Annotated in this window: 20 protein-coding genes and 1 rRNA gene; 10 read left to right on the top strand and 11 right to left on the bottom strand. The window is 55.7% G+C overall.

The genetic code is table 11. The features are described from left to right. The 7 genes from QPL96_RS10530 to QPL96_RS10500 form a co-directional block, all read right to left on the bottom strand. A 16S ribosomal RNA gene (locus QPL96_RS10530) occupies positions 1–111 on the bottom strand; the annotation flags it as partial. Between the two features lie 418 nt (positions 112–529). Beyond that, positions 530–1153 (bottom strand): sulfite oxidase heme-binding subunit YedZ, encoded by a 624-nt coding sequence (locus QPL96_RS10525; protein WP_303287332.1) that lies wholly within the window; start codon positions 1151–1153, stop codon positions 530–532. Then, positions 1153–2127: a protein-methionine-sulfoxide reductase catalytic subunit MsrP gene (gene msrP / locus QPL96_RS10520; protein ID WP_303287331.1), complete on the bottom strand. Its 975-nt coding sequence runs from the start codon at positions 2125–2127 to the stop codon at positions 1153–1155. Before msrP ends, QPL96_RS10525 begins: the two co-directional genes overlap by 1 nt. Before the next feature lie 100 nt (positions 2128–2227). Next, a complete protein-coding gene (gene pssA, locus QPL96_RS10515; RefSeq protein ID WP_303287330.1) occupies positions 2228–3046 on the bottom strand; it encodes a CDP-diacylglycerol--serine O-phosphatidyltransferase in 819 nt (272 codons plus the stop codon). An 89-nt stretch (positions 3047–3135) separates the two neighbouring features. Then, a complete protein-coding gene (gene ilvC, locus QPL96_RS10510) occupies positions 3136–4152 on the bottom strand; it encodes a ketol-acid reductoisomerase (protein WP_303287329.1) in 1017 nt (338 codons plus the stop codon). A 64-nt stretch (positions 4153–4216) separates the two neighbouring features. Continuing rightward, positions 4217–4708, bottom strand: a complete 492-nt coding sequence (gene ilvN, locus QPL96_RS10505) for an acetolactate synthase small subunit (RefSeq protein WP_008170692.1) — start codon at positions 4706–4708, stop codon at positions 4217–4219. Positions 4709–4710: 2 nt separating this feature from the next. Next, positions 4711–6429, bottom strand: coding sequence for an acetolactate synthase 3 large subunit (locus QPL96_RS10500; RefSeq protein ID WP_303287328.1), 1719 nt, complete (start codon positions 6427–6429; stop codon positions 4711–4713). 519 nt (positions 6430–6948) lie between these two features. Between QPL96_RS10500 and QPL96_RS10495 the strand changes: the two genes are divergently transcribed. Continuing rightward, positions 6949–7404 (top strand): DUF4124 domain-containing protein, encoded by a 456-nt coding sequence (locus QPL96_RS10495; RefSeq protein WP_303287327.1) that lies wholly within the window; start codon positions 6949–6951, stop codon positions 7402–7404. 77 nt (positions 7405–7481) lie between these two features. Here QPL96_RS10495 and clpB read toward each other — a convergent pair whose 3' ends face one another. The 3 genes from clpB to rluD all read right to left on the bottom strand — a co-directional run bounded on the left by clpB (position 7482) and on the right by rluD (position 12105). After that, complete coding sequence (gene clpB / locus QPL96_RS10490; RefSeq protein ID WP_303287326.1) at positions 7482–10058, bottom strand: ATP-dependent chaperone ClpB; 2577 nt, start codon at positions 10056–10058, stop codon at positions 7482–7484. A 321-nt stretch (positions 10059–10379) separates the two neighbouring features. Continuing rightward, positions 10380–11138, bottom strand: a complete 759-nt coding sequence (gene pgeF / locus QPL96_RS10485) for a peptidoglycan editing factor PgeF (protein WP_303287325.1) — start codon at positions 11136–11138, stop codon at positions 10380–10382. Continuing rightward, the gene (gene rluD / locus QPL96_RS10480; RefSeq protein WP_303287324.1) at positions 11128–12105 is read right to left on the bottom strand and encodes a 23S rRNA pseudouridine(1911/1915/1917) synthase RluD; all 978 of its coding nucleotides are present in this window, start codon (positions 12103–12105) and stop codon (positions 11128–11130) included. Before rluD ends, pgeF begins: the two co-directional genes overlap by 11 nt. 146 nt (positions 12106–12251) lie before the next feature. Here rluD and QPL96_RS10475 point away from each other — a divergent pair, with 146 nt between their 5' ends. Continuing rightward, positions 12252–13085 carry an outer membrane protein assembly factor BamD gene (locus tag QPL96_RS10475; RefSeq protein WP_303287323.1) on the top strand — a complete coding sequence of 278 codons (834 nt, stop codon included), beginning with the start codon at positions 12252–12254 and terminating at the stop codon, positions 13083–13085. 66 nt (positions 13086–13151) lie between these two features. Here the strand turns inward: QPL96_RS10475 and QPL96_RS10470 are convergent, their stop codons facing one another. Next, the gene (locus QPL96_RS10470) at positions 13152–14816 is read right to left on the bottom strand and encodes an NAD+ synthase (protein WP_303287322.1); all 1665 of its coding nucleotides are present in this window, start codon (positions 14814–14816) and stop codon (positions 13152–13154) included. Between the two features lie 93 nt (positions 14817–14909). Between QPL96_RS10470 and QPL96_RS10465 the strand changes: the two genes are divergently transcribed. The 8 genes from QPL96_RS10465 to QPL96_RS10435 all read left to right on the top strand — a co-directional run bounded on the left by QPL96_RS10465 (position 14910) and on the right by QPL96_RS10435 (position 24935). Beyond that, entirely contained in the window at positions 14910–16565 is a 1656-nt protein-coding gene (locus QPL96_RS10465; RefSeq protein ID WP_303287321.1) for a PAS domain-containing sensor histidine kinase, read from the top strand. Between the two features lie 56 nt (positions 16566–16621). Further along, complete coding sequence (locus QPL96_RS10460) at positions 16622–18010, top strand: sigma-54 dependent transcriptional regulator (protein ID WP_303287320.1); 1389 nt, start codon at positions 16622–16624, stop codon at positions 18008–18010. Between the two features lie 118 nt (positions 18011–18128). Next, complete coding sequence (locus QPL96_RS10455) at positions 18129–18701, top strand: GspH/FimT family pseudopilin (RefSeq protein ID WP_303287319.1); 573 nt, start codon at positions 18129–18131, stop codon at positions 18699–18701. Positions 18702–18864: 163 nt separating this feature from the next. After that, positions 18865–19347: a GspH/FimT family pseudopilin gene (locus QPL96_RS10450; protein WP_303287318.1), complete on the top strand. Its 483-nt coding sequence runs from the start codon at positions 18865–18867 to the stop codon at positions 19345–19347. Next, positions 19344–19829: a type IV pilus modification protein PilV gene (gene pilV / locus QPL96_RS10445; RefSeq protein ID WP_303287317.1), complete on the top strand. Its 486-nt coding sequence runs from the start codon at positions 19344–19346 to the stop codon at positions 19827–19829. The genes QPL96_RS10450 and pilV overlap by 4 nt, the downstream gene beginning before the upstream one ends. A gap of 2 nt (positions 19830–19831) precedes the next feature. Next, positions 19832–20959, top strand: a complete 1128-nt coding sequence (locus QPL96_RS10440; RefSeq protein ID WP_303287316.1) for a PilW family protein — start codon at positions 19832–19834, stop codon at positions 20957–20959. Beyond that, positions 20956–21468 carry a PilX N-terminal domain-containing pilus assembly protein gene (locus QPL96_RS19470; RefSeq protein WP_368388915.1) on the top strand — a complete coding sequence of 171 codons (513 nt, stop codon included), beginning with the start codon at positions 20956–20958 and terminating at the stop codon, positions 21466–21468. Before QPL96_RS10440 ends, QPL96_RS19470 begins: the two co-directional genes overlap by 4 nt. Positions 21469–21530: 62 nt before the next feature. After that, on the top strand, positions 21531–24935 hold the full coding sequence (locus tag QPL96_RS10435; RefSeq protein ID WP_303287315.1) for a pilus assembly protein: 3405 nt from the start codon (positions 21531–21533) through the stop codon (positions 24933–24935). Positions 24936–24945 lie beyond the last annotated feature (10 nt).

Genomic DNA, 24945 nt, shown 5'->3' with positions numbered 1-24945 from the left:
CTCACCCGTCCGCCGCTCGTCAGCATCCCGAAGGACCTGCTACCGCTCGACTTGCATGTGTTAAGCCTGCCGCCAGCGTTCAATCTGAGCCATGATCAAACTCTTCAGTTTAAATCATACAGAGATCCGAAGATCCCAATTCCTGCTCAAGACAAAACTCAATTTCGACGAGTCACTGTCCTGATATTTCATCTCCGAAATACCCCGGCCAGCGCCCACACGAATTACTTGGTTAACTTTTTAAAGAGCGGTTGAGCCATGGCTCAATCAAGGAGGCGTATTCTACATCGTTCCGCCACCCTGTCAACCGTTTATCTGAAGAATTTTAAAGCTTGCTTTCTTCACTAATTTCAAACGGTTATTTCTGCCTTGAAAGCCACCACATGTGGCTTGTTCCTCAGAAGTGGTGCGCATTCTACAGGCGTCAGGGAAACTGTCAACGAGGTTTTTGAATTAATTTTTGCAGTTTCGGCTTACACCTACCCTTTCGATCAACCACTGATCAACCTGCCGAATAAACGAACAGAAATCACCCTCTGACAAAGGGAATCATCCCCCGCGAGCCCGCCCACTTCCAGCGAACCGCAAGAAGCACCAGTATGACCAGACCATAAAACATCATCTCACCCACATCGCTGCGAGCCTGCCAGATAAAATGAACCCAGGCGACAACAACACTCGGATAAGCCAGTTTGTGCAATGGTTTCCAACTCTTACCCAATCGCCTCACCATTCCCCTGGCTGATGTCATGGCCAGAGGAATCAGCATCAGGAACGACAATGCTCCCGCCACAATATAGGGCCGCTTGGTGAAAGTGGCCCACAGGTCAGTCCAACCAAGAATAAATTGCAGAAACGCCAGAACATGAAGCGTTGCGTAAAAAAACGCGAACAATCCCAGCATCCGCCGAATCCGGATCCAGCCAACCCACCCAGTCCAGCGTTTGAGCGGCGTCATACATAACGTGGCCACGAGTAGCTGAAAGGCCGCCAGCCCCAGAGACTCGGTGACTTTCTGGCCCGGGTCTGGCCCGAGAGATTGCGCCGCGATACCGGTTATCAGAAACAGCAGGGGCGCACTGGCCAGCAAGGCGGCCAAAAACCGGAAAGCCAGCAGAAATCGAGGGTGCCCGATCCAGCGGAAAATGAGCATTAATAGTATTTCCGCAGATCCATGCCTTTATAGAGATGGGCCACCTGCTCGCCATAACCGTTAAATCTGACCGTTTCCACCCAGTTGGGAGAAAACAGCCCGGAGGGAAGCCTCCTTTCCTTTTTCTGGCTCCATCTGGGATGGTCAACCTCGGGGTTCACGTTGGCGTAAAAGCCGTATTCCTGTGGCGCAATCATTTCCCAGGTCGTTTTTGGCCGCTCCTCCTGGAACCGGATCTTTACGATGGACTTGATGCTTTTGAAACCGTACTTCCAGGGGACAACCAGTCGAATTGGCGCACCATTCTGTTTAGGCAGAGCCTTACCATAAAGGCCGACTGCCAGAAAACTCAGTTCGTTCATGGCCTCATCCATCCGCAAACCTTCCTGGTATGGCCAGTCGATGGTGCTGAAGAGGGAGCGCTGCCCGCGCATCTGGTCCGGATCGTACAGGGTTTCGAAGTACACATACTTCGCGCGGGAGGTGGGCCGCAATCGCTTGAGGATGTCCGCCAGCGGCACACCAATCCAGGGTATCACCATGGACCACGCCTCAACACAACGGAGGCGGTAAACACGCTCCTGATACTCGTAAGGCCTGAGCAGATCCTCAGGCGCGTACTCACCTGGCTGCTCACACTCTCCCTCAACAACCACCGACCAGGGATCGACCGCCATTTCGTCGGCATATTTGGCAGGATCATCCTTTCCCGTTCCAAATTCATAGAAATTATTGTACCGGGCCACATCTTCGAATGGCGTCTTCTTTTCATTCGTGGAGTAGCGGGGCATTGGGACGAAATCCAGGGTTTCACGCTGAACCGGTAACTCCGCGGCAGATAAAAGCCCGGGCATGGAAAGCCCGGCCGCCACGGCAACGGTGCCGGACATAAACTGTCTTCGATTCAGATAGACGGACTCGGGCGTTATTGCGGCGCGAGGCAAAGCCCAGGATGGGCGCTTCTTGATAAACATGAAAAGTCTCCGTCAGGGCGTCAGCCATGTAAGGCGTTGACCGGAGACTGCAGCTAAAATTCCCCGGGCTTCCGTGAGAAAGGCCGGGGAAAACCGCATCTTAGTCGGCGGCGCCCAGGGTTTTCCGGGGTTTACCACGGAACAGGGCACGAACGGGACCAGACAACGCGTAGATAAGGAACCCGGTAAAGAGTACGGTGGCAGGATCCAGTGCGATTACGACAAACACCAGCACTACAAGAAGAATCGCCGCGAACGGCACCCGGCCCCGCAAATCCAGATCCTTGAAACTGCGATACAGGATATTGCTGACCATCAAGACACCAGCGCCTCCGACCACGACCATGGTCAGCAGCGTGAGCCAGGTAGACGGTTCGAACCGATGGAAGTACCAGACCAGGCCTGCAACACAGGCAGCGGCCGCCGGACTGGGCAGGCCAACAAAGAACTTTTTGTCCACCGAACCGATCTGGGTATTGAAACGGGCCAGACGCAAGGCCGCGCCTGCCACATAGATGAAGGTGATGGCCCAGCCGACCTTATCAAAGGCGTTCAGCGACCAGAAAAAGGCAACGAGCCCGGGAGCAACACCAAAGGCCACCATATCGGCAAGACTGTCGTACTCCTCACCAAATTTGCTCTGGGTGTTGGTCATCCGGGCCACACGGCCATCCAGGCCATCCAGGATCATTGAGACAAAAATAGCAATGGCGGCATTATCAAAAACGCCGTTTGCGGCGGAGACTATGGCGTAAAATCCAGAAAACAGCGAAGCCGTTGTCAGCGCATTGGGAAGAAGGTAGATACCTTTGCGCCGAACCGGCGCACCTCCAACAAGCTCTTCCTCAACGACCTCTCCGGCTTCAACTTCACAGTCCGCATGCAGCTTGTCATCAGCAGATGTTTTTTCTTCAGTCATTCCCATTACTCCGGAAAGCGTTTGGGCGGATTATATACGAAAAACGCGGCCACCCGGGCCGCGTTTTTCAAAACCAGGCGCACTTCCGCTCAGTTTTTGTCCTTATCCACAATCTTGTTCGAGGAGATCCACGGCATCATGCCGCGCAGTTTCTCACCCACAATCTCGATTTCGTGAGCGGCATTCTGGCGACGACGCGCCGTCATGGACGGGTAGTTAAGCGCACCTTCAGAGATGAACATCTTGGCGTACTCACCGCTCTGGATGCGTTTCAGTGCGTTGCGCATGGCCTCGCGGGACTGCTCGTTGATGATTTCCGGGCCAGTCACGTATTCGCCATACTCCGCGTTGTTGGAAATGGAGTAGTTCATGTTAGCGATGCCGCCTTCGTACATCAGGTCCACGATGAGCTTCAACTCGTGCAGGCACTCGAAGTAGGCCATTTCAGGGGCGTAGCCCGCCTCGGTCAGGGTCTCGAAACCCGCCTTGACCAGCTCTACGGCGCCACCACACAGAACGGCCTGCTCACCGAACAGATCGGTTTCGGTCTCGTCCTTGAAGGACGTCTCGATGATACCGGTACGACCACCACCGATGCCGCTGGCGTAGGACAGCGCCAGGTTCTTGGCATTGCCAGAGGCATCCTGGAAAATGGCGATCAGGTCCGGAATACCACCACCGTTGGCGAACTCGGTGCGAACGGTGTGGCCCGGAGCCTTCGGTGCAACCATAATCACGTCCAGATCCTTGCGGGGAACGATCTGGTTGTAGTGAATGGCAAAACCGTGAGCGAAGGCCAGGGTCGCGCCCTGCTTCAGGTTCGGCTCGATTTCCGCAGCGTAAAGCTGAGCCTGGAACTCATCCGGAGTCAGAACCATAACAACGTCGGCTGCTGCAACCGCAGAAGGCACATCACTGGTCTTCAGGCCATAGGCTTCCGCCTTGGCAATGGAAGAAGATCCAGGGCGCAGACCCACGGTGACATCAACGCCAGATTCCTTCAGGTTGCACGCGTGGGCGTGGCCCTGGGAACCAAAGCCGATGATGGCAACTTTCTTGCCCTGGATGATGGAAAGATCGCAATCCTTATCGTAATAAACCTGCATGAGAAACCTCTGTTATTTATGACGGCCCCGGAAGGCCATAATGATCAAACCCTGTTTGAAATTGTTAAAGGCTGAGCACCTTCTCGCCCCGGGCAATACCGGATACACCGCTGCGCACTACTTCCAGCACGCCCGAGGTGCCAACAGCCTGAATGAAGCCGTCCAGCTTTTCGCTATCACCCGCCAACTGAACCGTATAGACTGAACTGGTCACATCCACGATCTGGCCGCGGAAAATATCCACGGTACGCTTGATCTCGGCACGCTGGGAACCCGTGGCTTTGAGCTTCACCAACATCAGCTCACGCTCGATGTGAGCGCCTTCGGTCAGGTCCACCAGCTTGACCACTTCGATCAGCTTGTTCAGTTGCTTGGTGATCTGCTCAATCACCTTGTCCGACCCCGTGGTGGTCACGGTCAGACGGGACAGGGTCTCGTCTTCGGTCGGCGCCACGGTCAGCGTTTCAATATTGTAGTTACGCTGGGAGAACAGGCCCACCACCCGTGACAGGGCGCCCGGCTCGTTTTCAAGCAAAACAGAAATGATTCGACGCATGATCACACCCTCTCCGTCTTGCTGAGCCACATATCCTTCATGGAGCCACGGGCAACCTGCATCGGATACACATGCTCAAACCGGTCCACATGGATATCCACGAATACAAGCTCGTCTTTCATGGCCAGCACTTCTTTCAGCCTGGCCTCGAGATCTTCCTTCTTTTCAATCCGGACACCAACGTGGCCATAAGCCTCTGCCAGCTTGATGAAATCAGGAAGGGACTCCATGTAGGATTCGGCATGACGGGACTCGTAGTTCATGTCCTGCCACTGCTTGACCATACCCAGGGCCTGGTTGTTCAGGTTGATAATCTTCACCGGCAAGTTGTACTGCTTGCAAGTGGACAGCTCCTGAATGTTCATCTGAATGCTGCCCTCACCGGTGATGCAGAGCACTTCGTCATCCGGATGAGTCAGCTTGACCCCCATGGCCGCCGGCAAACCGAACCCCATGGTGCCAAGACCACCGGAGTTAATCCAGCGGTTGGGCTTGTCAAACTTGTAGTACTGGGCAGCAAACATCTGGTGCTGGCCCACGTCGGAGGTCACAAACGCTTCACCGTTTGTGAGCCGGCACAGCATTTCGATGACTTCCTGTGGCTTGATTACGTCCGGGCTGGTCTCATACCGCATGCCATGGAATGCCCGCCACTCGTCGATCTGCCTCCACCAGGAAGCAATTGCCTCGGCATCCGGCTTTTCCTTGCTTTCCCTGACCAACGACAGCATTTCCTTGAGTACGGCGTCCACCGGGCCGACGATTGGCACATCGGCATCAACGGTCTTGGAGATGGAGGCCGGGTCTATGTCAACGTGAATAATGCGCGCACCCGGACAGAACTTCTCGGTGGCATTGGTGACACGGTCATCAAAGCGGGCCCCCACACAGAGGATCAGATCCGAATGGTGCATGGCCATATTCGCTTCATAGGTGCCGTGCATGCCGAGCCAGCCAAGGTGCTGTTTGTCGCTGGCCGGGTAACAGCCAATGCCCATCAGGGTATTGGTGATCGGATAGCCGAGCATCCGGACGAGCTCGGTCAGCTGATCCGAGGCCTTGCCAAGAATGACCCCACCGCCCGCGTAGATAATCGGGCGCTTGGCGGCCAGCATCATATCGACCGCTTTCTTGATCTGACCGGCATGGCCGCGAATGGCAGGATTGTAGGAGCGCAACTTGACCTTCTTGGGGTAGGAGTACTCATACCGCTCATTCGGTGTGGTCATATCCTTGGGAATATCCACGACAACCGGACCAGGACGGCCGGTGGCAGCGATGTAATACGCCTTGCGGATGATTTCCGGAATTTCCTCGGGATGACGAACGCTGAAGTTGTGCTTAACCACCGGGCGGGAGACACCCATCATGTCGGTTTCCTGGAAAGCGTCCTCGCCAATGAGGGTGGACGCGACCTGGCCGCACAGAACCACCATGGGGATGGAATCCATGAATGCGGTGGCAATGCCAGTGATGGTGTTGGTGGCTCCAGGACCCGAGGTCACCAGCACGGTACCCGGTTTTCCGGTCGCCCGCGCATAACCGTCGGCCATATGGACCGCCGCCTGCTCGTGCCTTACCAGAATGTGCTTGACTTTGTCCTGCCTGAACAGCGCATCATAGATATGAAGGGCTGCACCACCCGGATAGCCGTATATGTACTCGATACCTTCATCTTGAAGGGAGCGGATCAGCATATCGGCGCCAGACAATAACTCCACGATTTTCTACCCTCTTCTTACGAGTGAATGAGCCGGGATTCATCCCGGTTGCCTGGATTCACGGTGTCCGTGCTTCTTGTGAAAGCGGAACCGGCTGCTCCTCCACACCTTAAAAAGAGGTTGTCTCCTGGCCAGCCGCCCTCCTGAGGGTTGCGGAGAACAGCCAATCAACGGGTTGCACGTAAGCAACAACCATCCCGCGACGAATGTGCGGCGCGTTCAGTGTGGTGATTAACGGGGGATACTCGCTCGGGATTGCCTGCCGTATTGACCCCAGTCTTCAGGCAATCGGTAATTCTGACAGCGCTAAACTCCCTGTCAATAGCCGCTGCAGGTTTCTGTGCTCATACTGGCCGAAGGTCTGCCACACTTGGTACAAATCCGGTGCAAAGATTTGAACCAGACAGAAGAAAATCCGCAGCACTGGTGGCATGATAGGCCACAATCGAAAGAAAAACGGGCCCGGTTTATCCGGGTTGTACGCCTGCCCGGGAGCAGTGAACCTACGTGAGTAGAGCCATGAACAGAAAAACCCTGACGCTGACCTTATTACTGGCCGTTGTACCAGGTATCACCATGAGCGCCGCTGTCTATAAGTGGACTGACGAAAACGGCGTTACCCACTTTGGTGACCGACAGCCAACAGGCGCCAAGGCCGAACGGGTGAATGTACGCTCCGGCACATCTTCCGACGCCTCCGCCAGCCGGCAAAGCCTTCAGGAGCAGTTGCAGAATCTGGAGAAACATCAGGAAGATGAGGCAAAACAGCGTCGGGAGGCTGCCGTGGAGGAAGCCCGCCGGAAACAGCGCGAGGCAAATTGTGCGACAGCCCGGTCCAACCTGGAGGTCATTGCCAACCATGCCCGCATCCGGATTGAGGAAAACGGCGCACTACGCTACCTGACTCAGGAAGAGATTGCCGAGAAACGGGCAGAACTTGAGCGAATGGCGGAAGATAATTGCGGGCCGATGTGAAAATGGGGTCATGAAAATGGGGTCAGATGAAAGCTTTCATCTGACCCCGACTTCACGGCTTGACCCCGGCTTAGACCTCAGGCCTTGGTGAAATCCAGGTGGTGGTCCTTCACCGTGCCACGAATGACATCACCCGACATAAACTCTCCCTTTAGCAGCCTCTGGGCCAGCGGGTTCTCGATCATCCGCTGGATGGCCCGCTTCAGCGGCCGGGCACCGTAGACCGGGTCATAGCCCACTTCCGCCAGCAACTCCATGGCGGCATCATCCAGCTCCAGCTTCATGTCCTGATCTTTCAGGCGCTTGCTCAGAGACTCGATCTGTATCCGGGCAATGCCCTGAATCTGGCTTTCGGCCAGCGGATGGAACACCACCACCTCATCAACCCGGTTAATGAATTCAGGGCGGAAATGCGTACCGACAACGTCCATGACCGCATTCTTCATGGATTCGTAGTTCTCTTCTCCCGCCTTTTGCTGGATGATGTCCGAACCCAGATTCGACGTCATCACTATGACGGTGTTCCGGAAGTCCACAGTTCGGCCCTGCCCGTCCGTCAGGCGACCGTCCTCCAGTACCTGCAGCAGAATGTTGAAGACATCCGGATGGGCTTTTTCCACCTCATCCAGCAGCAATACCGAATAAGGCCGACGGCGAACCGCCTCTGTCAGGTAACCACCTTCCTCATAGCCCACATACCCCGGGGGGGCGCCGATCAGGCGGGCCACGGAATGCTTCTCCATGAACTCGGACATGTCGATGCGAACCATGGCTTCCTCGGTATCGAACAGGAAAGAGGCCAGGGCCTTGCATAGCTCGGTTTTGCCCACGCCGGTCGGGCCAAGGAACAGGAATGAACCGTTGGGGCGATTGGGATCTGACAACCCTGCACGGGAGCGACGAACCGCGTTGGATACCGCCTCCACAGCCTCATCCTGACCGATTACCCGGTCATGGAGCGCCTCTTCCATGCGCATCAGCTTGTCGCGCTCGCCCTCGAGCATCTTGGACACCGGAATACCGGTCCACTTGGAGACAATCTCGGCGATTTCCTCGTCGGTTACCCGGTTGCGAAGCAGCTTCATCTCCATCATTTCGGCCTGGCTGGCCATATCCAGCTGACGCTCAAGCTCAGGAATCTGCCCGTACTGGAGCTCGGACATCTTGCCGAGGTCGCCTGCGCGACGGGCATTTTCCAGATCAATCCTGGCCTGCTCCAGCCGGCTCTTGATCTTCTGGGAGCCATGAAGAGCGGCCTTCTCGGTATTCCAGACTTCTTCCAGGTCCGCGTATTCGCGCTCAATACCGGTAATCACATCCGATAACTCGGACAGCCGCTTTTTCGAGGCGGCATCGGTCTCTTTCTTGAGGGCCTCCCGTTCGATTTTTAGTTGAATCAGGCGCCGCTCAAGCCGGTCCAGAGGCTCCGGTTTGGAATCCATTTCCATGCGGATCTGGGAAGCTGCCTCGTCCACCAGATCAATGGCCTTGTCCGGCAACTGCCGGTCGGCGATGTAACGGTGAGACAGCTTGGCGGCGGCGATGATGGCACCATCGGTCACTTCAACACCGTGGTGAACTTCATAGCGCTCCTTCAGGCCTCGCAGGATTGCGATGGTGTCCTCCTCGCTGGGCTCGCTCACCAACACTTTCTGGAAGCGACGTTCGAGTGCCGCGTCTTTCTCGATATTTTCACGGTATTCATCCAGGGTGGTTGCCCCCACACAGTGCAGTTCGCCCCGGGCCAGGGCCGGCTTGAGCATGTTACCAGCGTCCATGGAGCCCTCGGCCTTGCCAGCACCCACCACGGTGTGAATCTCGTCAATGAACAGGATGATCTGGCCTTCCTGCTTGGACAGTTCATTGAGCACGGCCTTCAGACGCTCCTCAAACTCACCACGGAACTTGGCGCCGGCAATCAGGGCGCCCATATCCAGCGACAGGACTTTTTTGTCCTTCAGGCCATCGGGCACCTCGCCGTTGACAATGCGCTGGGCCAGCCCTTCGACAATGGCGGTTTTACCCACACCAGGCTCACCGATGAGCACCGGGTTGTTTTTCCGGCGACGCTGGAGCACCTGAATGGTGCGGCGGATCTCGTCGTCACGACCAATCACCGGGTCCAGTTTGCCGGCCTCGGCACGCTCGGTCAGGTCGATGGTGTATTTGGACAGAGCCTGGCGGTTTTCCTCGGCACCGGCATCATTGACGGCCTCACCACCGCGAACTTCATCGATGGCTTTTTCCAGGGCAGCTTTGTCGACGCCCTGCTCCCGGAGTACGCGGCCAAGGGTGCCACGGTCTTCCAGGGCGGCCAATAGCATCAGTTCGCTGGAGATATACTGGTCTTTCCGCTTCTGGGACAGTTTGTCGGCAATATTGAACAGGCGACCCATGTCATTGGACATGGAGACATCGCCGGCCGACCCCTGCACTTCCGGCAGATTCTCGATTTCGCGTGCGATGGCCTGCCGAATGCGCCCGGGCTCGGCACCGGCCTGCTTGAGCAGAGGCTTGATGGCACTGCCTTCCTGATCAAGCAGCGCCTGCATCAGATGCACCGGCTCAATGAAGTTGTGATCTTTCCCGACTGCGATGGATTGCGCATCCGCCAGGGCGGTTTGCAACTTACTGGTGAGCTTGTCGATTCTCATGTGTACTTTCCCCAAACATTCTGCGAATACTCTTGGCCATTTGCGGCAGATATTCCATTGCTTTGACACTTAATGTAGGGGCAAGTAGAGCGACTTCAAGCGGGGCTGCGGTGTATTCGTCAGAAAATTGACGGCCGTCATTTTGAGATTGGAACTTGGGTGCAGGTCTGGTGCAGGACTACTTTCCAGAACACGCCGTGAATACATCCCTGTAGGCTTGGCTGCGCCATCCATGCTGCAGACAGTTCTGGAAAGTAGTCCTGCACCAGCCCCCGAAATTCTCGATTACAACCAGAGCCAAACAATAAAAGACAATAATAGTCAGTCTGTTAGCCAGATTAACGTTGCCATCCGCCCGGTCCGGCCATCCCGGCGATAAGAAAAAAACTGATCGGGATCCTGAACAGTACACAGGCCACCGCCATTAACGTTGGAAACACCGAGATGATTTAGCCGCAAAGTGGCAAGGGCATAGATATCGGCCATGAAATGACCCGGGCGAGCGCCTTCGGCTCTGAAGGCGTGGACCGCTTTGGGATCATGGTCAAGGAAGGCATCACGGACTTCCGAGCCGACTTCGAAGCTATCCGGACCGATGGCCGGGCCGAGCCAGGCTTGCAGAGTCTCGGGTACGACGGCCATGGTTCTGACCAGATTTTCGAGAACACCGCCACACAGGCTTCGCCAGCCGCAGTGGGCGGCGCCGACGACTGCTCCTTCACGATCCGCGAGAATAACGGGCAGGCAGTCGGCGGTGAGGATGGCGCAGGCGATGCCCGGATAACGGGTGTAGCTGGCGTCAGCCTTCGAAATTTGTCCGATGTTGTTCGGCGTTAGTTCAACAACCTCGGTGCCGTGTACCTGGTTCAGCCAACCAATCCGGTCACTATCCAGTCCTATGGAGCCGGCGAACCTCTTCCGATTCTCTTGCACGTGTTCCGGGCGATCTCCGACGTGAACCCCGAGGTTAAGACTATCCCAGGGTCGACCGCTGACGCCGCCGGCGCGAGTTGTGCTGATAGCCCGCACTCTATGGGGCACGGACCAGTCCGGTTTCAGGGCGTTACCGTCAATAGTCACGGGATTCCAGCTCCCGCGCGTGTTTGCGCAGAACTTCAATCAACGCAACCATATCCTCCGGCAGAGGAACCTCCCAGGTCAGGATCTCACCGGTTTCCGGGTGCTCAAGGGTCAACTGCCGGGCATGGAGAGCCTGACGGTTAAACGCCGACAGCGCCTGGCGCAACTCTTCGGTGGTTCCCTTCGGCAGCCTCAGCCGGCCGCCATAGAGCGGGTCTCCGACCAGTGGATGTTTGACATGGGCCATATGAACCCGGATCTGATGGGTTCGGCCACTTTCCAGTTTGCAGCGGACGTGGGTGTGGGCCGCAAAACGCTCGACCAAACGATAGTGGGTGACCGCCGGTTTGCCGGAGGCTACGACCGCCATCTTCTTGCGTTCCCGCGGATGCCGGCCAATCGGCGCATCCACCGTTGCACCGCCGGTGAGTGTGCCGACGACGACGGCCTCATACTCGCGGCCCATGGTTCGTGTTTGTAGCTGATCGACCAGGGACGTATGCGCAATCAGGCTGCGGGCAACGACCATGATGCCCGAGGTGTCTTTGTCGAGGCGGTGAACGATGCCCGCTCTGGGCAGATTCTCGACTCCCGGCGCGTAGTTCAGCAGGGCATTGACCAGGGTTCCGTCGGCATGGCCAGCCGCCGGGTGCACCACCAGGCCCGCCGGCTTGTTGACGACCAGCAAATGCTCGTCCTGATAGATAATATCCAGGGAGATCTCCTCAGCCTGCCAGCTCACCTGAGCTTCCGGCTCGGCATCCAACTGCAGTCGATCATCCAGCATCACCTTGTCCCGTGGCTTGCGCGCCTGGCCATTCACTGTCAACGCACCACTTTTGATCCACGACTGCAATCGCGAACGGGAGTGTTCAGGCATCAGCTCCGCCGCTGCCTGATCCAGGCGCCGGTCACTCAACGTCGGCGGGACAACGAAGCTGGCGACGATTCGATTTTCAGATGACATTAAGCCCCCGGGGCCTGTGTGTGTTACGTTTCGGTCAGATTCCTTGAAACAGCGGGGCGTTGTTCTTCAGATGCCTCTGCACATGGAGCAACTTCCCCGCTACAATAGCTGCCCTTGAATTAATCGACATTATACGGGATTCCGGCATGAGATCAGGTCTTCGTTTACTGCTACTTTCCACACTGGTTGTTCTGATCAGTGCCTGCGCCTCCAACAAGCAGGAAGAAGTGCTTCCGGAGAAGACCTACTACGACAATGCCCGCCAGGCCCTGAGCTCCGGCAACTTCAACGAAGCGGAAAAAAGCCTGAATTCGCTGGAAACTTATTATCCTTTCGGCCGCTATGCCGAGCAGGCTCAGCTTGACCTCATTTATGCCCGTTACCAGAACCTGGATCTCGAAGGCGCCCGCGCGGCGGCTGACCGCTTTCTGCGGCTGAACCCGCAAAGTGACCACGCCGATTATGCCCTGTATATGCGCGGCCTTGCCTCCTACAACCTGGACCTGGGGCTTGCGGCCCGTTATTTTCCGATCGACGTGGCCGCCCGGGACCCGGGCGAACAGATTCAGTCCTTCAGGGATTTTTCAGAACTGCTCAACCGCTATCCGGACAGCCAGTATGTGGCAGATGCCCGTCAACGAATGATCGCGATCCGCAATCGGATGGCCGAACTGGAAATTAACGCAGCCCGCTACTATATCAGGCGCCAGGCGTACGTAGCCGCCAACAACCGTGGCCGATACGTGGTGGAGAACTACCCGTCATCGCCTTCCGTTGAAGAAGCCCTGATCATCATGGCAGAAACCTATCAGTTTCTTGACCTGAAAAAGGGCGCCCAGGACGCCATTGCCCTGCTTCGCACCAACTTTCCGGACAGCCAAGCATTTAACGACAACGGCGAGTTCGAATCAGACCTGTTGAAGGGTGAGAGTCGCTCACTCACCAACGTTGTCACCTTTGGCCTGATGGGTGACGAATAAAACGATGAAAATGGGGTCAGATGAAAATTTCATCTGACCCCATTTTCATCTGACCCCGGCAACCGGCTACTTTCCGCTTTTCCAGGCATTGGTAATGGGATAACGCCGGTCCTTGCCAAAACCACGCTCGGTGATCCGTACACCAATCGGCGCCTGACGACGCTTGTATTCGTTGATGTCCACCAGGCGGATAACCCGTTCCACATCGGCCCTTTCAAAGCCTTCCGCAACGATGGCGTCGGCACTGAAATCCCGCTCCACGTAGAGGTTCAGGATCTGATCCAGCACATCGTAGCCGGGCAGACTGTCCTCATCTTTCTGGTCCGGCGCCAGTTCTGCGGAGGGCGGCCGGGTGATAACCCGCTCCGGGATTACCTGGGATACCGTGTTGCGGTACCTGGCCAACCGGAACACCAGGGTTTTCGGCACATCTTTGAGAACGTCAAACCCTCCGGCCATATCCCCGTATAACGTTGAATAGCCCACCGCCATCTCGCTCTTGTTACCGGTTGTCAGCACCAGCGAACCGAACTTGTTAGACAGGGACATCAGCAGGACACCACGCAGACGGGCCTGAAGGTTTTCCTCGGTTGTATCCGGCGTAGTGCCCTCAAAAGGCCCGGCTAGAGTTTCCATAAAGGCGTCGTACATGGGCTCAATCGAGAACACATCGTACTGCACGCCCAGGGCAACGGCCTCCGCTTCGGCATCTTCAAGACTCATGCCGGAGGTATAGCGGAACGGCATCATCACCGCCCGGACACGGTCCTTACCCAGGGCATCAACCGCTACCGCCAGGGTGACCGCCGAGTCGATGCCGCCGGACAACCCCAGAACCACCGATTCAAAGCCATTCTTGTTCACATAATCCCGAACGCCCATCACCAGAGCATTGTACACATTGGCTTCCAGTGAGGGCTCGTCAGGCAAGGGCCGGGAAACCGGCTGGCAGTGGTGCTCGCAAAGGAAATCGACCGGGTACAGGCCCTCGCCAAACTGGGGCGCCTCCGCGGTCAATACACCGGAGTGGTCAAACACCATGGAGCCACCGTCGAAAACCAGTTCGTCCTGGCCACCCACCAGGTTCACATACACGATGCTGACCAGATTCTCCCGGGCTTTACGCTCCAGCAACGCCTTGCGGCGCGCCTGTTTGTCGATGTCGTAGGGGGAGGCGTTCAGGTTCAGGATCAGCCGCGCGCCAGCTGCGGCACAATCCTCAACTGGTCCTTCCTTCCAGAGATCCTCGCAAACCGTGATACCAACTGGAACACCACGGATATCAAGGGTCAAAACATCCGCACCTTCAGCAAAGTACCGCTTTTCATCAAACACCTGGTAATTAGGCGGGAAACGCTTGAAGTACCGACCGGTGATTTCGCCACCGTCGATAACCACCGCCGCGTTATACAGGAGCGCACCATGACGCAGGGGTGCCCCGATAACGATGGCCGGCCCCAGCCGCTCCTCCTGCAGACGCTCGAGGGCTTCGTTAACGCGAACCTCAAGGCTTGGCCGCAACAGCAGGTCCTCCGGTGGATAACCCGTCAGGCAAAGTTCGGGGAAAACCACAACGTCCGCCTGGTGGTTCGATACGGCACGGCGAGCCGCATCAATCACAAGCTCGGTATTACCGGGTATATCACCGACCAGAAAATCCAGCTGGGCCATCACCACCCGCAGTTTTCTGGCAGACACCCCGGTCGCTGCCTCGTTTCCGGACACGGACATAAATCGGCTCCTGTAACTCATTGCCACGAAAAGGCTATTATAACCCCGCAAGCGCGTGGATTTCTTCCGACCAACAGCGGATTCCCGTAAATCATGACAGCAGATACACCAGCACATTCGGCAGAACCACTCAGCCCGACTCCCTCAACGCCGTCCGGCCTGCAGCAGGCCAAGCTGTTCCGGATCTACAACCACTATCGCCTGGTGGTCAGCCTTATACTGGTGGCGCTGCTATTCGTCGATCCGGTCAATTTCGATGTGCGGTTCCGGATGCTCGACTACTATCAGGCCGGCGTTTCGGCGTATCTGGGGTTGAACGCTTTTATCGCCCTGCTCCTCGTGGCCGGGTTTCATCCTGGCCAGCGGCACATCACGCTTTCGATCCTGCTGGATATCCTGATCATACACGGGCTGTTGCTCACCAGTACGGGCATTACCAACGGCCTGGCCAACCTGGTTATTGTTTCCGTGGCCGCAGGCAACATCCTGACCCCAAGCCGCATGGGAACGTTTTATGCCGCACTGGCCGCCATCAGTTCGCTGGGCATCTCCGGGTGGGCGGTACTGGCACTGGGTGAATCGGCAGACGATATTGTCCGGGCCGGCTCCCTCGGCATCCTCTACTTTGCCGCCGCTTTTGTCTTGCAGAACATTTCTCGCAGGATGATGCGCAGTGAAGCACTTGCCAGCAGCCGGGCACGCAGCATTGCCGAACTGGAGCAGATCAACCAGCAGATCATCCAGCGCATGCGCACCGGCATTCTGGTGCTGGACCGTTTCGGCCAGATCCGTCTTGCCAACGCAGCCGCCGAGGAGCTTTTATACGGCGCTCCCAAAGTGTCATTACCGATTCACGAGCGCGCGAGCGTGTTGCCCAACCCCCTGAGGCAGGGTCTCGAAGACTGGCTGAAAGACCCCACGCGGCGAATTGAGCCGTTTCAACCGTCACCGACTTCCCCGCTACTGCAGGCCAACTTTACCCAACTGGACCAGGAGCGGGGCGACCAGATCCTTGTGTTCATCGAGGATATGAGTAAAGTCACCCAGCAGGCCCAACAGATGAAACTCGCGTCCCTGGGGCGACTCACCGCAGGCATTGCCCATGAGATCCGCAACCCGCTTGGCGCGATCAGCCATGCAGCCCAGCTTATGGAAGAAGCGCCGAACCTCGAACCCGATGACCGGCAGATGCTGGAGATTATCCGGCGTCATTCACGCCGGGTGAATGGTATTATCGAGAATGTTCTGGATCTTTCTCGGCGCCGGGCCGCCCATGCGGATCTGATCGAGGTCGCACCCTGGCTCCAGGAATTCCGGGAAGACTTTTTGCAAACGCAGGACAACAGCCGCAGTTCGGCCAACATCGTTCTGAAAATCGATCCGCAATTACCGCCAGCTCGGTTTGACAAAAGCCAGATTGAACAGGTGATGGTGAATCTTTGCGACAACGGTTTGCGCTATAGTAAACAACACTCTGGTAATCGGCGCATCGAACTGCATGCGGGGACAACCGCCGATGGCGAGCGGGCGTATATTGATGTCCGCGACTTTGGCCCCGGCATTGCTCCGGAAAACCGTGGCTCGGTGTTCGAGCCCTTTTTCACCACCGACAAGAGCGGAACCGGGCTAGGGCTTTATCTGGCACGGGAACTGTGCGAGGCTAACCAGGCGCATCTTTCCCTGGTAGAGGACAATCAGCCCGGCTGCTGTTTCCGCATCACGTTCGCCCACCCGGGGCGACTGATCTGACCTGGCGCCGGCGGATATCGGGCGTCTGAATAACGACATGGAACCGACAACACAAGATGACCACCTACACAGCGCTGATCGTTGACGACGAACCGGACATCCGGGAACTGCTGGAAATCACCCTGACCCGGATGGGGGTAAAAACACTTACGGCACACGACCTGACCAGCGCCCTGGCCTTGCTGGAACAAAACAAACCGAACCTCTGCCTCACGGATATGAACCTGCCCGACGGCAATGGCATCGAACTGGTTCAGTGGATCCAGCAGCACGCTCCGGCAACACCGGTGGCCGTCATTACCGCCTACGGCAATATGGATACGGCCATCGAATCCCTCAAAGCCGGTGCCTTTGATTTTGTTTCCAAGCCGGTGGAACTGCCCCGGTTACGGGAACTGGTGAATAGCGCCCTCAGGCTCTCGGAGCCCAAAGCAGATGCGGAAGACGCTGCCGATGAGCCCGGCCTGCTGCTTGGAAAATCCCCCGAGATCAAAAAACTGCGCAACCAGACCCGAAAACTGGCCAGAAGCCAGGCGCCGGTCTTCATCAGTGGTGAGTCCGGCAGTGGTAAGGAACTGGTGGCCAGAATGATCCATCTGCAGGGCCCTCGCCGCGACGGCCCGTTTATCGCGGTTAACTGCGGTGCGATCCCCTCGGAACTGATGGAAAGCGAATTCTTTGGCCACAAGAAAGGCAGCTTTACCGGAGCCGTGGAGAACAAGGACGGCCTGTTCCGCTCGGCTAACGGCGGCACATTGTTCCTTGATGAAGTGGCAGACCTGCCATTGGCCATGCAGGTAAAGCTGCTCAGGGCCCTCCAGGAAAAAGCCGTGCGGCCAGTTGGCGATACCAGGGAAGTGCCGGTGGATATCCGGGTGCTGAGCGCCACCCATAAAAACCTGCCGGAACTGGTTCAGGAAGGCAGTTTTCGGCAGGACCTGTTCTACCGGATCAACGTGATCGAGCTGGCTGTTCCGCCGCTGCGGGAGCGCCTGGACGATATTCCCCTGCTCGCCAGACACATCCTTGAACGCATTGCCAGAGAGTATGAATGCGATCCGGCGACGTTAACATCCGCTGCCATCAGCCACCTCAAGAGTTATGACTTCCCCGGTAACGTAAGGGAACTGGAAAACATACTGGAACGCGCTTTTACCCTGTGCGACGCCGACCAGATTGACGCGGAGGATCTGCTCCTCGGGAACGGAGCCCAGCACGCCGCATCGGCCTCACAGATCATTGCTGAGGGCCAGGTCAGCGAGGGCGAAGGGATAGCGGTACCGGATGGTGAAATCGATCTGGAGGGGTATCTTGAAAAAATTGAACGGCAGGCCATCGAGAAGGCGCTGGAGGCGACCCGGTGGAACAAGACGGCAGCGGCGAAACGATTGGGGATTAGCTTTCGGGCGTTAAGGTATCGATTGAAGAAGTTGGGGATGGAGTGACCGCCGTCCCAGAAAATGCTGCTCAAGGGTACGCAACAATCCGTTTTCAGGTAGACTCCAACATGCTTTTCTAAAGGATAGAAAAGCATCCCTCTACCAATCAACATGGATGTTGGCTATGCAGCTCCAAATCAATGCCAGGGGCTTCACTCTGGTTGAACTCGTTCTGACCATGGCGCTGCTGGCCATCCTGGCCGGCATCGCGAGCACCACTTGGACGCGCCTGATCTCTGAAACCCGTCATACCGACGTCATTAAAAACACGTATCGTATGTTTGCTTTGGCGCGCTCCTACGCCGTGCATCAGAAAACCCTCACCACCATCTGCCCTCTTTCCGCTGCACTACGGTGCACCGATAACTGGAATCAACCGGTGTCTGTTTTCCCCGACAGAGACAACGACAAACGCCCCGACAATGGCCGCATCCATAGAATATTCAATCTTTCAAAAAGCAATGCCAGGCTGTATTCAAGAACGGCGGGAAGGGGCTACTTTCAGTTGGCTCCCAATGGCATGAGTCGCGGCACCATGGGAAGTCTTGTTGCATGCTCTGAATCTGGCAATCAGGGTATAGCAATGAGTTACCTGGCACTTAATATCGGTGGCCGCCTAAGAACCCTTCACGATGAGGACGGCGATGGCACGATCAGGCTTCCTTGGGGCACCACCGTTAACTGCCCAGGCACCTGATGGACAGATAATTGCCTGAGACATGGCAGAAAAGCGTGACTTCAGTCACAACCGGAAAAACAGGATACCACTTACTCCCGGACTTCTACCGTTCGTCGCATGACCGATGCATACCGCTGGCACCTTTGATCTACTACCCTGAGGCTAACCAACAGGATATGGCATGTTGAAAAGAACGGCAGGTTTCACGCTGATTGAGTTGCTAATTACCATGGTAGTGCTCGCGATTATTGCTACGGTCGCGGTGCCCGGTTTTGGAAGGCTGATCGAGGGCAACAGGCTGGCATCTGGTACCAACCTGTTGGTTTCTTCAATTAAGCTCGCAAGAACCGAAGCAATAAAGCGCGGCACCTCTGTAACATTCAGTTCCGATGGCGGCTTGGCCAGTGGCTGGTGTGTACATGAAGGTGATGCAACCGGCGACTGTGCCAATAACCAGATCCGGGGCTTTGAGTCTCCGGGCAATCTTACCTTTACGGAGACTACCGGAGATTTGGTATTTGACCGCCGAGGGTTTCTTGTCCCACAAGCGGCCCAGATTTTTACCGTTGCCCCAAATGGCTGCGCCAGCGGTGACATAACCTTCCGTACTATCCGAATTAGCCCAGTCGGACGAACAGAAATTGACGACGGAGTGTGCCCGTGACCCCAATTGCTCGGAAACTTAAATGGTACACTCAGCCGACTTCGCTAAACCAGCAGTCGGGGCTGGGCTTGATCGAGATTCTTGTCACTGTTCTGGTGCTGGGCATCGGCATACTCGGGGTCGCTTCAACCCAGATCGTCTCTCTGCAAATGAATTCCCAGTCGCAAAATCGCAGCCAGGCTGTATTGCTCGCAGAAGATATCCTAGACCGGATTCGCGCCAATCCGGACAACCCAGGCGCATACGCTCTCGCTGAAGGCAATGCACAAGGTGCTGACAACGGAGCATGTGACACCTCATTCGTGCCTGCCAACGCAACAGTGGCGGCTAATGACATCGCCGCCTGGGAGAACAATCTCGCCTGCCTGCTTCCAGAGGCGGAACGTACGGTGGCTGTGAACGGCAATACGGTTACGGTCACGATCGACTGGGACCAGAATGACCAGGCCATGAACCCTGTAGTAGTGAGGACACAGATTTGATCATGTCAAAGCCCGCACTTTCTCGTCTTTCTGCACAAATATTTGCGCGCTGCCAATCGGGTCTGTCTCTAATTGAACTACTGATAGCCATGGCGCTCGGACTTGTACTGACCCTGGGTGTTACCCAGATTTATCTTAGCGGCAACGAAACCTACCGCCAGACCCAGGGCCTGGCTCATGCCCAGGAAAGCACCCGATTTGTGTCGGCAGTCCTGAACCCTGATCTTCGCTCTGCCGGCAGTTTCGGTTGCCTAGCAGAAATGGGACGACCGCTTGATCAGGTTGTTGATAATCGATTGAACGGCGTCTTGACAGTACCTTTGACACGGGCGGTTCAAGGGTGGGAATACACCGGCACCGGCCCTGGCGACAGCATTACACTTGCAGGCGCTCTGGCCACCCCCGGAGCTGGAAACTGGGCCTCTGGCGCAGGGGGCACGAACCTCCCCGCCAATCTAGCGGGCTCCGTCGTAACCAATTCCGATGTAATCATAGTCAATGCCTTGACACCGCTCGGAGTACCCGTAAATGCAGCCAACCCTCAGAACGGCAATAGCATTAACCTGACAGGCAGCTCCGGAGTTGATGCAAACAGAGTTGTACTCGCGACTCGCGGTGATTGTTCTGAGGGCGAACTTTTTCAAAAAAGTAACAATGCGAACGCCAGCTCCATCACAATGGCCGGTGGCAATATCAATCCTGGCAACAACGGCAACAACTTCAATCTGAGCTACGATCCCCAGACCAAAGTCTACGAATTCACGTCCATGGCCTATTACATCGGCGAGGGCACAAATGGCGAACCTGCCCTGTTCAGACGGCTGATAACGCCGCTTCAACCCCCCCAAGAGCTGGTTTCCGGAGTTGAAACTCTACAAATTCTATACGGAGTGAATACTGGTGGGACCAACGCTGCAGATGATTATCTGCCCGCAAACCAGGTCATTGACTGGGATTCGATTGCCAGTGTTCGATTCTCGGTTCTGACCCGTAGCCAGGATGAAGTCCTCGATGAGGAAAACGACCGTAGCTTTGACATGCTGGGTAGCGAAGTAGCACAGGCAAACAACGGAGATCGACGTGTTCGACTGGTGTCCGTTAGCACCACTGCACTGAGGGGAAGAATGTGACGCAGAAAACGTACAGAACTGAGGCTAGGATAGCGGTCGGCTCCTTCGCGCAACGGCAGCGGGGCGCCACCCTTATCGTAGCGCTTGTGATGCTGCTCCTGATCTCCCTCCTGGCGATCGGTGGCATGCAAGGTTCGGTCATGCAAGAAAGAATGGCGAGTAATGCGCATGACAGCGCGATCTCATTCCAGGCGTCAGAAGCAGGACTCAGGCAGGCAGAAACAGATCTAATAGGAACACTCGTGACACGCCAAACAGCATTTGTCACCGCCAGACTCACGGCGCCGTGGGACTGGGATGGAGCTAATCCGGCAGCTTCTGGAACTGGAAATGCAGGCGGAGATGTTAGTGCTCAACCCGTCTACCACCACGCACGCCTGGCAGATGTATGCCCAATTGAGCCGGGGCAGCCTTGCTTTGAGCGATTTGAAGTTACGTCCCGCGGACAAGGCGGCAGCCCGGACGCCGTCAGTGTTCTGCAATCAACTGTGCTTTTACCACCCCAGTAGACAAAGAGATTTTTCGAGCCGCGCAAGAATATTTTCTGCCCGCTCTAAATGGAGAGTTAGCCATGAGCTTACATATCAAACCCAGACCCAAGAAGTCGCACTTATCCCGGCTGTCTGCATTTGCTGCAAGTCTTGCGTTTTCGTTGGCCACCACCCAGGCCGCTTTCGCCCAGGTCAATCTGTCCTCGGTTCCACTGTTTCTCAAGGAATCAGTCGATCCTAACCTGATGTTCGTGTTTGACGACTCTGGCTCCATGGGTTGGCGATACATGCCGGATGACCTCGGAGGCAACGATATTTACAACAATTGGTATTACTCAAGCGACGTCAACAAAATTTATTACGATCCTGACGTGACCTACGTTCCTCCGTTCAAACCAGATGGCAGCGGTCGGCATCCAAACTCTTCATACACAAGCGCGCCGGTCAATGGCTTTGACCCCAATTCGCAAACCGATAACCTGAGTCAATACATTCGCTTTGATCAGATTGGAACCATTGAAGAAGGTTTTTACATGGATCTGATTCAGTCACAGGAGTGTCTCGCCAATCCCAAAGACAACGATTGCTACAACACAGTGTTACTTAACAATGCCGCGGATGAAGTAAAACAGAATTACGCCAACTGGTTTTCTTACTATAGTACTCGGGATAAGGCTGCCAAGTCAGGCATCACCGAAGCATTTTTTGACCTACCAGAAAACATCCGACTAGGTTATGGCGCGATCAACATTAACGACAACACGATTGATGGTGTTGCGGATACCGATACTATCGTCAGTGGCGCTCGACCTTTTAACAACAACCGGCGAGAACAGTTTCTTTCATGGCTGCAATCAAAAGATGTTAGCGGAGGCACCCCCCTAAGGACAGCTCTTAAGGACATTGGCGAATATTACTCCAGATCAGACAATCGTGGTCCATGGGGAGCCATCCCGGGAACAAACGACAATACAGCACACGTTGAGTGTCGCCAGAGCTTCTCGATACTTATGACAGACGGCATCTGGAACGGAAGCAACCCCAGTGTAGGAAACGTGGACAATGCACCCGGTCCCACCTATACCAATCCTGATCCCAACGGAGATGACTTCAGTTACCAGGCAGTTTCCCCATTTGCAGACAACTACTCCAACACACTGGCCGACGTTGCCATGAAGTATTGGAAAAATGATCTTAGAACCGACCTGGACAACGACGTACCCACAGGGGGAGTCGATCCGGCTTTCTGGCAACATATGGTGACGTTCACAATCGGATTGGGCGTAGTTGGTGATATCTCAGAGGCAGATGCCACCGCAGCGATCAAGTCAGGGGCTCAAATCAACTGGCCAGAGCCAAGTGGAAACAGAAGCCCCGAGAATATTGATGACCTCTTACATGCTGCAATAAATGGGCGAGGTGGTTACGCAAGCGCCCAAGACCCCGAGGCGTTCAAACTTGCAATTGCTGGCTTCCTGGGAGATCTGACGGCCAGGGCACAGACCTCTGCTTCGTCAGCAGCCGTCAGTTCAGCCGTGTTGAGAACTGAATCACTTGGCTTCTTCGCAGGATTCCGCAGTGAAGACTGGTCAGGCACCCTGATGGGCTTCAACTTCGATCAGGGATCGGAAATCTGGAATGCTGAGACTGTGCTTGCGAATACCGCTGTAGCCGACAGAACTCTGATTACTCATAACGGAACTGAGGGGGTTGAACTGGAGTTTGCTAGTGACGCATCCCTGTCCAATCTCTCCGCAGCTCAACGGCAGGCATTGAATGCGGACCCGACTCTCTCCTCGGTACAGGACAACCTCGGTTATCAACGATTGGCATGGCTGCACGGAGACACAAGCGCCAACGCTTCGTTCAGGTCCCGCGAAGTCAACGAGAACGGCAATACAGTAAACAGATTGCTCGGCGATATCATAAATGCCAACCCGCAATTCGTCGGGAAAACCAACTATGGACTTGCCAGGTTGCCCGTGCCTGAAGGAAGTAGTTATGGGCCTTTCCGCTCCACTACCGCCTACCAAAACCGGATTGATGCCCTCTATGTGCCAGCCAATGATGGCATTTTGCATGCGTTCAATAGCGAGACCGGGAACGAGCTGTTCGGCTATGTGCCAGGCGAACTCCTACTTCCTCAGGGAACCAATAGTTATGCACGCATCTCTGACCTGATGGACCCCGCCTATTCCCATAAATATTTTATGGATGGCACTCCCAGGATTCAGGACGCCTACATCGATAAGGATGGCAATAACTCAAAAGAATGGAGAACCATATTACTCGGCACCATGGGTCTTGGGGGCAAAACAGTATTTGCGTTGGATGTCACTGACCCGGGGTCTTTTTCTCCCTCTGACGATGTCCTGTGGGAGTTCACACATCCTGATCTCGGTTACGGTGTAACTGATCCCCAGATTGCGAGGTTGGCCACTGGTGACTGGGTTGCCATTTTCGGTAACGGTTACAATGGTTCAAGCAACGAATCAAGCTTATTCATTGTTAACCTTGCCGATGGAACTCTGCTAAGAGAGCTTGAAACCGGCGCAGGAAGCGCAGTGAGCCCGAATGGCCTGGCTTCGCCAGTTATTACAAGCTTCCCCGAGACGGACGCCATCACCCGTTACGCCTATGCGGGTGACCTGCTTGGCAATATGTGGCGGTTCGATCTTTCGAAAACCAACCTTCAGAACTGGTCGGCCACCCGGGTTTTTTCGGCAGAAGACGGCAGTGGAGCTTCCCAGCCCATTACGGTTGCGCCGCGAGTAGCTCTGAACCCCTCTAATGCTGATGAACTCGTCATCGCCTTCGGGACTGGCAGCTTCATCCGCAATGGTGATGAGAGCAACTACAACGTTCAAAGCCTGTATGCCATCAAAGATGACCTTTCCAAGAGCAATCTGGTGCGATCAGACCTGCTCGAACAGACCATTACGACACAGGAACAAGTAACTGTTAATCGCGCTTCAGGAAATGGGGCGAATACCTTTACTGTTCGCGAAACATCCGATAACGAGCTTACTACCGAAGATGGCTGGTACCTGGATCTGATCTACGGCTCATCACAGACGGGCGAACGCGTCATCAGCCGGGCCACCTTCCCGTTTGGGGTAAATCCCGACAGGGTCAGATTTACAACCGTCATACCTGATGACGATCCCTGCAGCAGCGGAAGAACAGGCTTTATCATGGATCTGAAGCTGGCCAGCGGTGAGCCCTCAGACACCCCGGTTTTCGACTTAAACAGAGATGGGCTCTTCAATTCCGGTGACATCACCGGAGGTTACACACCAAGCGGTATTCAGCAGGGTTACGGCGGTGAAAATAGAACTATCGCGACTAGTGACGGAGATTCTGAAGTGATCATTCCCGGGCTCGACCCAAACCAACTGGATCCGGACGAGCCCTGTGAAGACGCACTTTGTGCCAGATCCTTGGATTCAAACATTGGCCGGCAAACCTGGGAGCAGCTCCGCTAAGGAGCTGTTC

This window comes from Marinobacter sp. SS8-8, assembly GCF_030540945.1.
Lineage (GTDB): Bacteria > Pseudomonadota > Gammaproteobacteria > Pseudomonadales > Oleiphilaceae > Marinobacter.
Note: the sequence above shows the minus strand (reverse complement) of the source record. Positions and strands in the feature narration are given on the sequence as shown.

Coding starts and splice junctions, on each gene's coding strand:
- QPL96_RS10525 (WP_303287332.1), bottom strand. CDS start 1,153: ATGCTCATTTTCCGCTGGATCGGGCACCCTCGATTTCTGCTGGCTTTC.
- msrP (WP_303287331.1), bottom strand. CDS start 2,127: ATGTTTATCAAGAAGCGCCCATCCTGGGCTTTGCCTCGCGCCGCAATA.
- pssA (WP_303287330.1), bottom strand. CDS start 3,046: ATGACTGAAGAAAAAACATCTGCTGATGACAAGCTGCATGCGGACTGT.
- ilvC (WP_303287329.1), bottom strand. CDS start 4,152: ATGCAGGTTTATTACGATAAGGATTGCGATCTTTCCATCATCCAGGGC.
- ilvN (WP_008170692.1), bottom strand. CDS start 4,708: ATGCGTCGAATCATTTCTGTTTTGCTTGAAAACGAGCCGGGCGCCCTG.
- QPL96_RS10495 (WP_303287327.1), top strand. CDS start 6,949: ATGAACAGAAAAACCCTGACGCTGACCTTATTACTGGCCGTTGTACCA.
- clpB (WP_303287326.1), bottom strand. CDS start 10,058: ATGAGAATCGACAAGCTCACCAGTAAGTTGCAAACCGCCCTGGCGGAT.
- rluD (WP_303287324.1), bottom strand. CDS start 12,105: ATGTCATCTGAAAATCGAATCGTCGCCAGCTTCGTTGTCCCGCCGACG.
- QPL96_RS10475 (WP_303287323.1), top strand. CDS start 12,252: ATGAGATCAGGTCTTCGTTTACTGCTACTTTCCACACTGGTTGTTCTG.
- QPL96_RS10470 (WP_303287322.1), bottom strand. CDS start 14,816: ATGTCCGTGTCCGGAAACGAGGCAGCGACCGGGGTGTCTGCCAGAAAA.
- QPL96_RS10465 (WP_303287321.1), top strand. CDS start 14,910: ATGACAGCAGATACACCAGCACATTCGGCAGAACCACTCAGCCCGACT.
- QPL96_RS10460 (WP_303287320.1), top strand. CDS start 16,622: ATGACCACCTACACAGCGCTGATCGTTGACGACGAACCGGACATCCGG.
- QPL96_RS10455 (WP_303287319.1), top strand. CDS start 18,129: ATGCAGCTCCAAATCAATGCCAGGGGCTTCACTCTGGTTGAACTCGTT.
- QPL96_RS10450 (WP_303287318.1), top strand. CDS start 18,865: ATGTTGAAAAGAACGGCAGGTTTCACGCTGATTGAGTTGCTAATTACC.
- QPL96_RS10440 (WP_303287316.1), top strand. CDS start 19,832: ATGTCAAAGCCCGCACTTTCTCGTCTTTCTGCACAAATATTTGCGCGC.
- QPL96_RS10435 (WP_303287315.1), top strand. CDS start 21,531: ATGAGCTTACATATCAAACCCAGACCCAAGAAGTCGCACTTATCCCGG.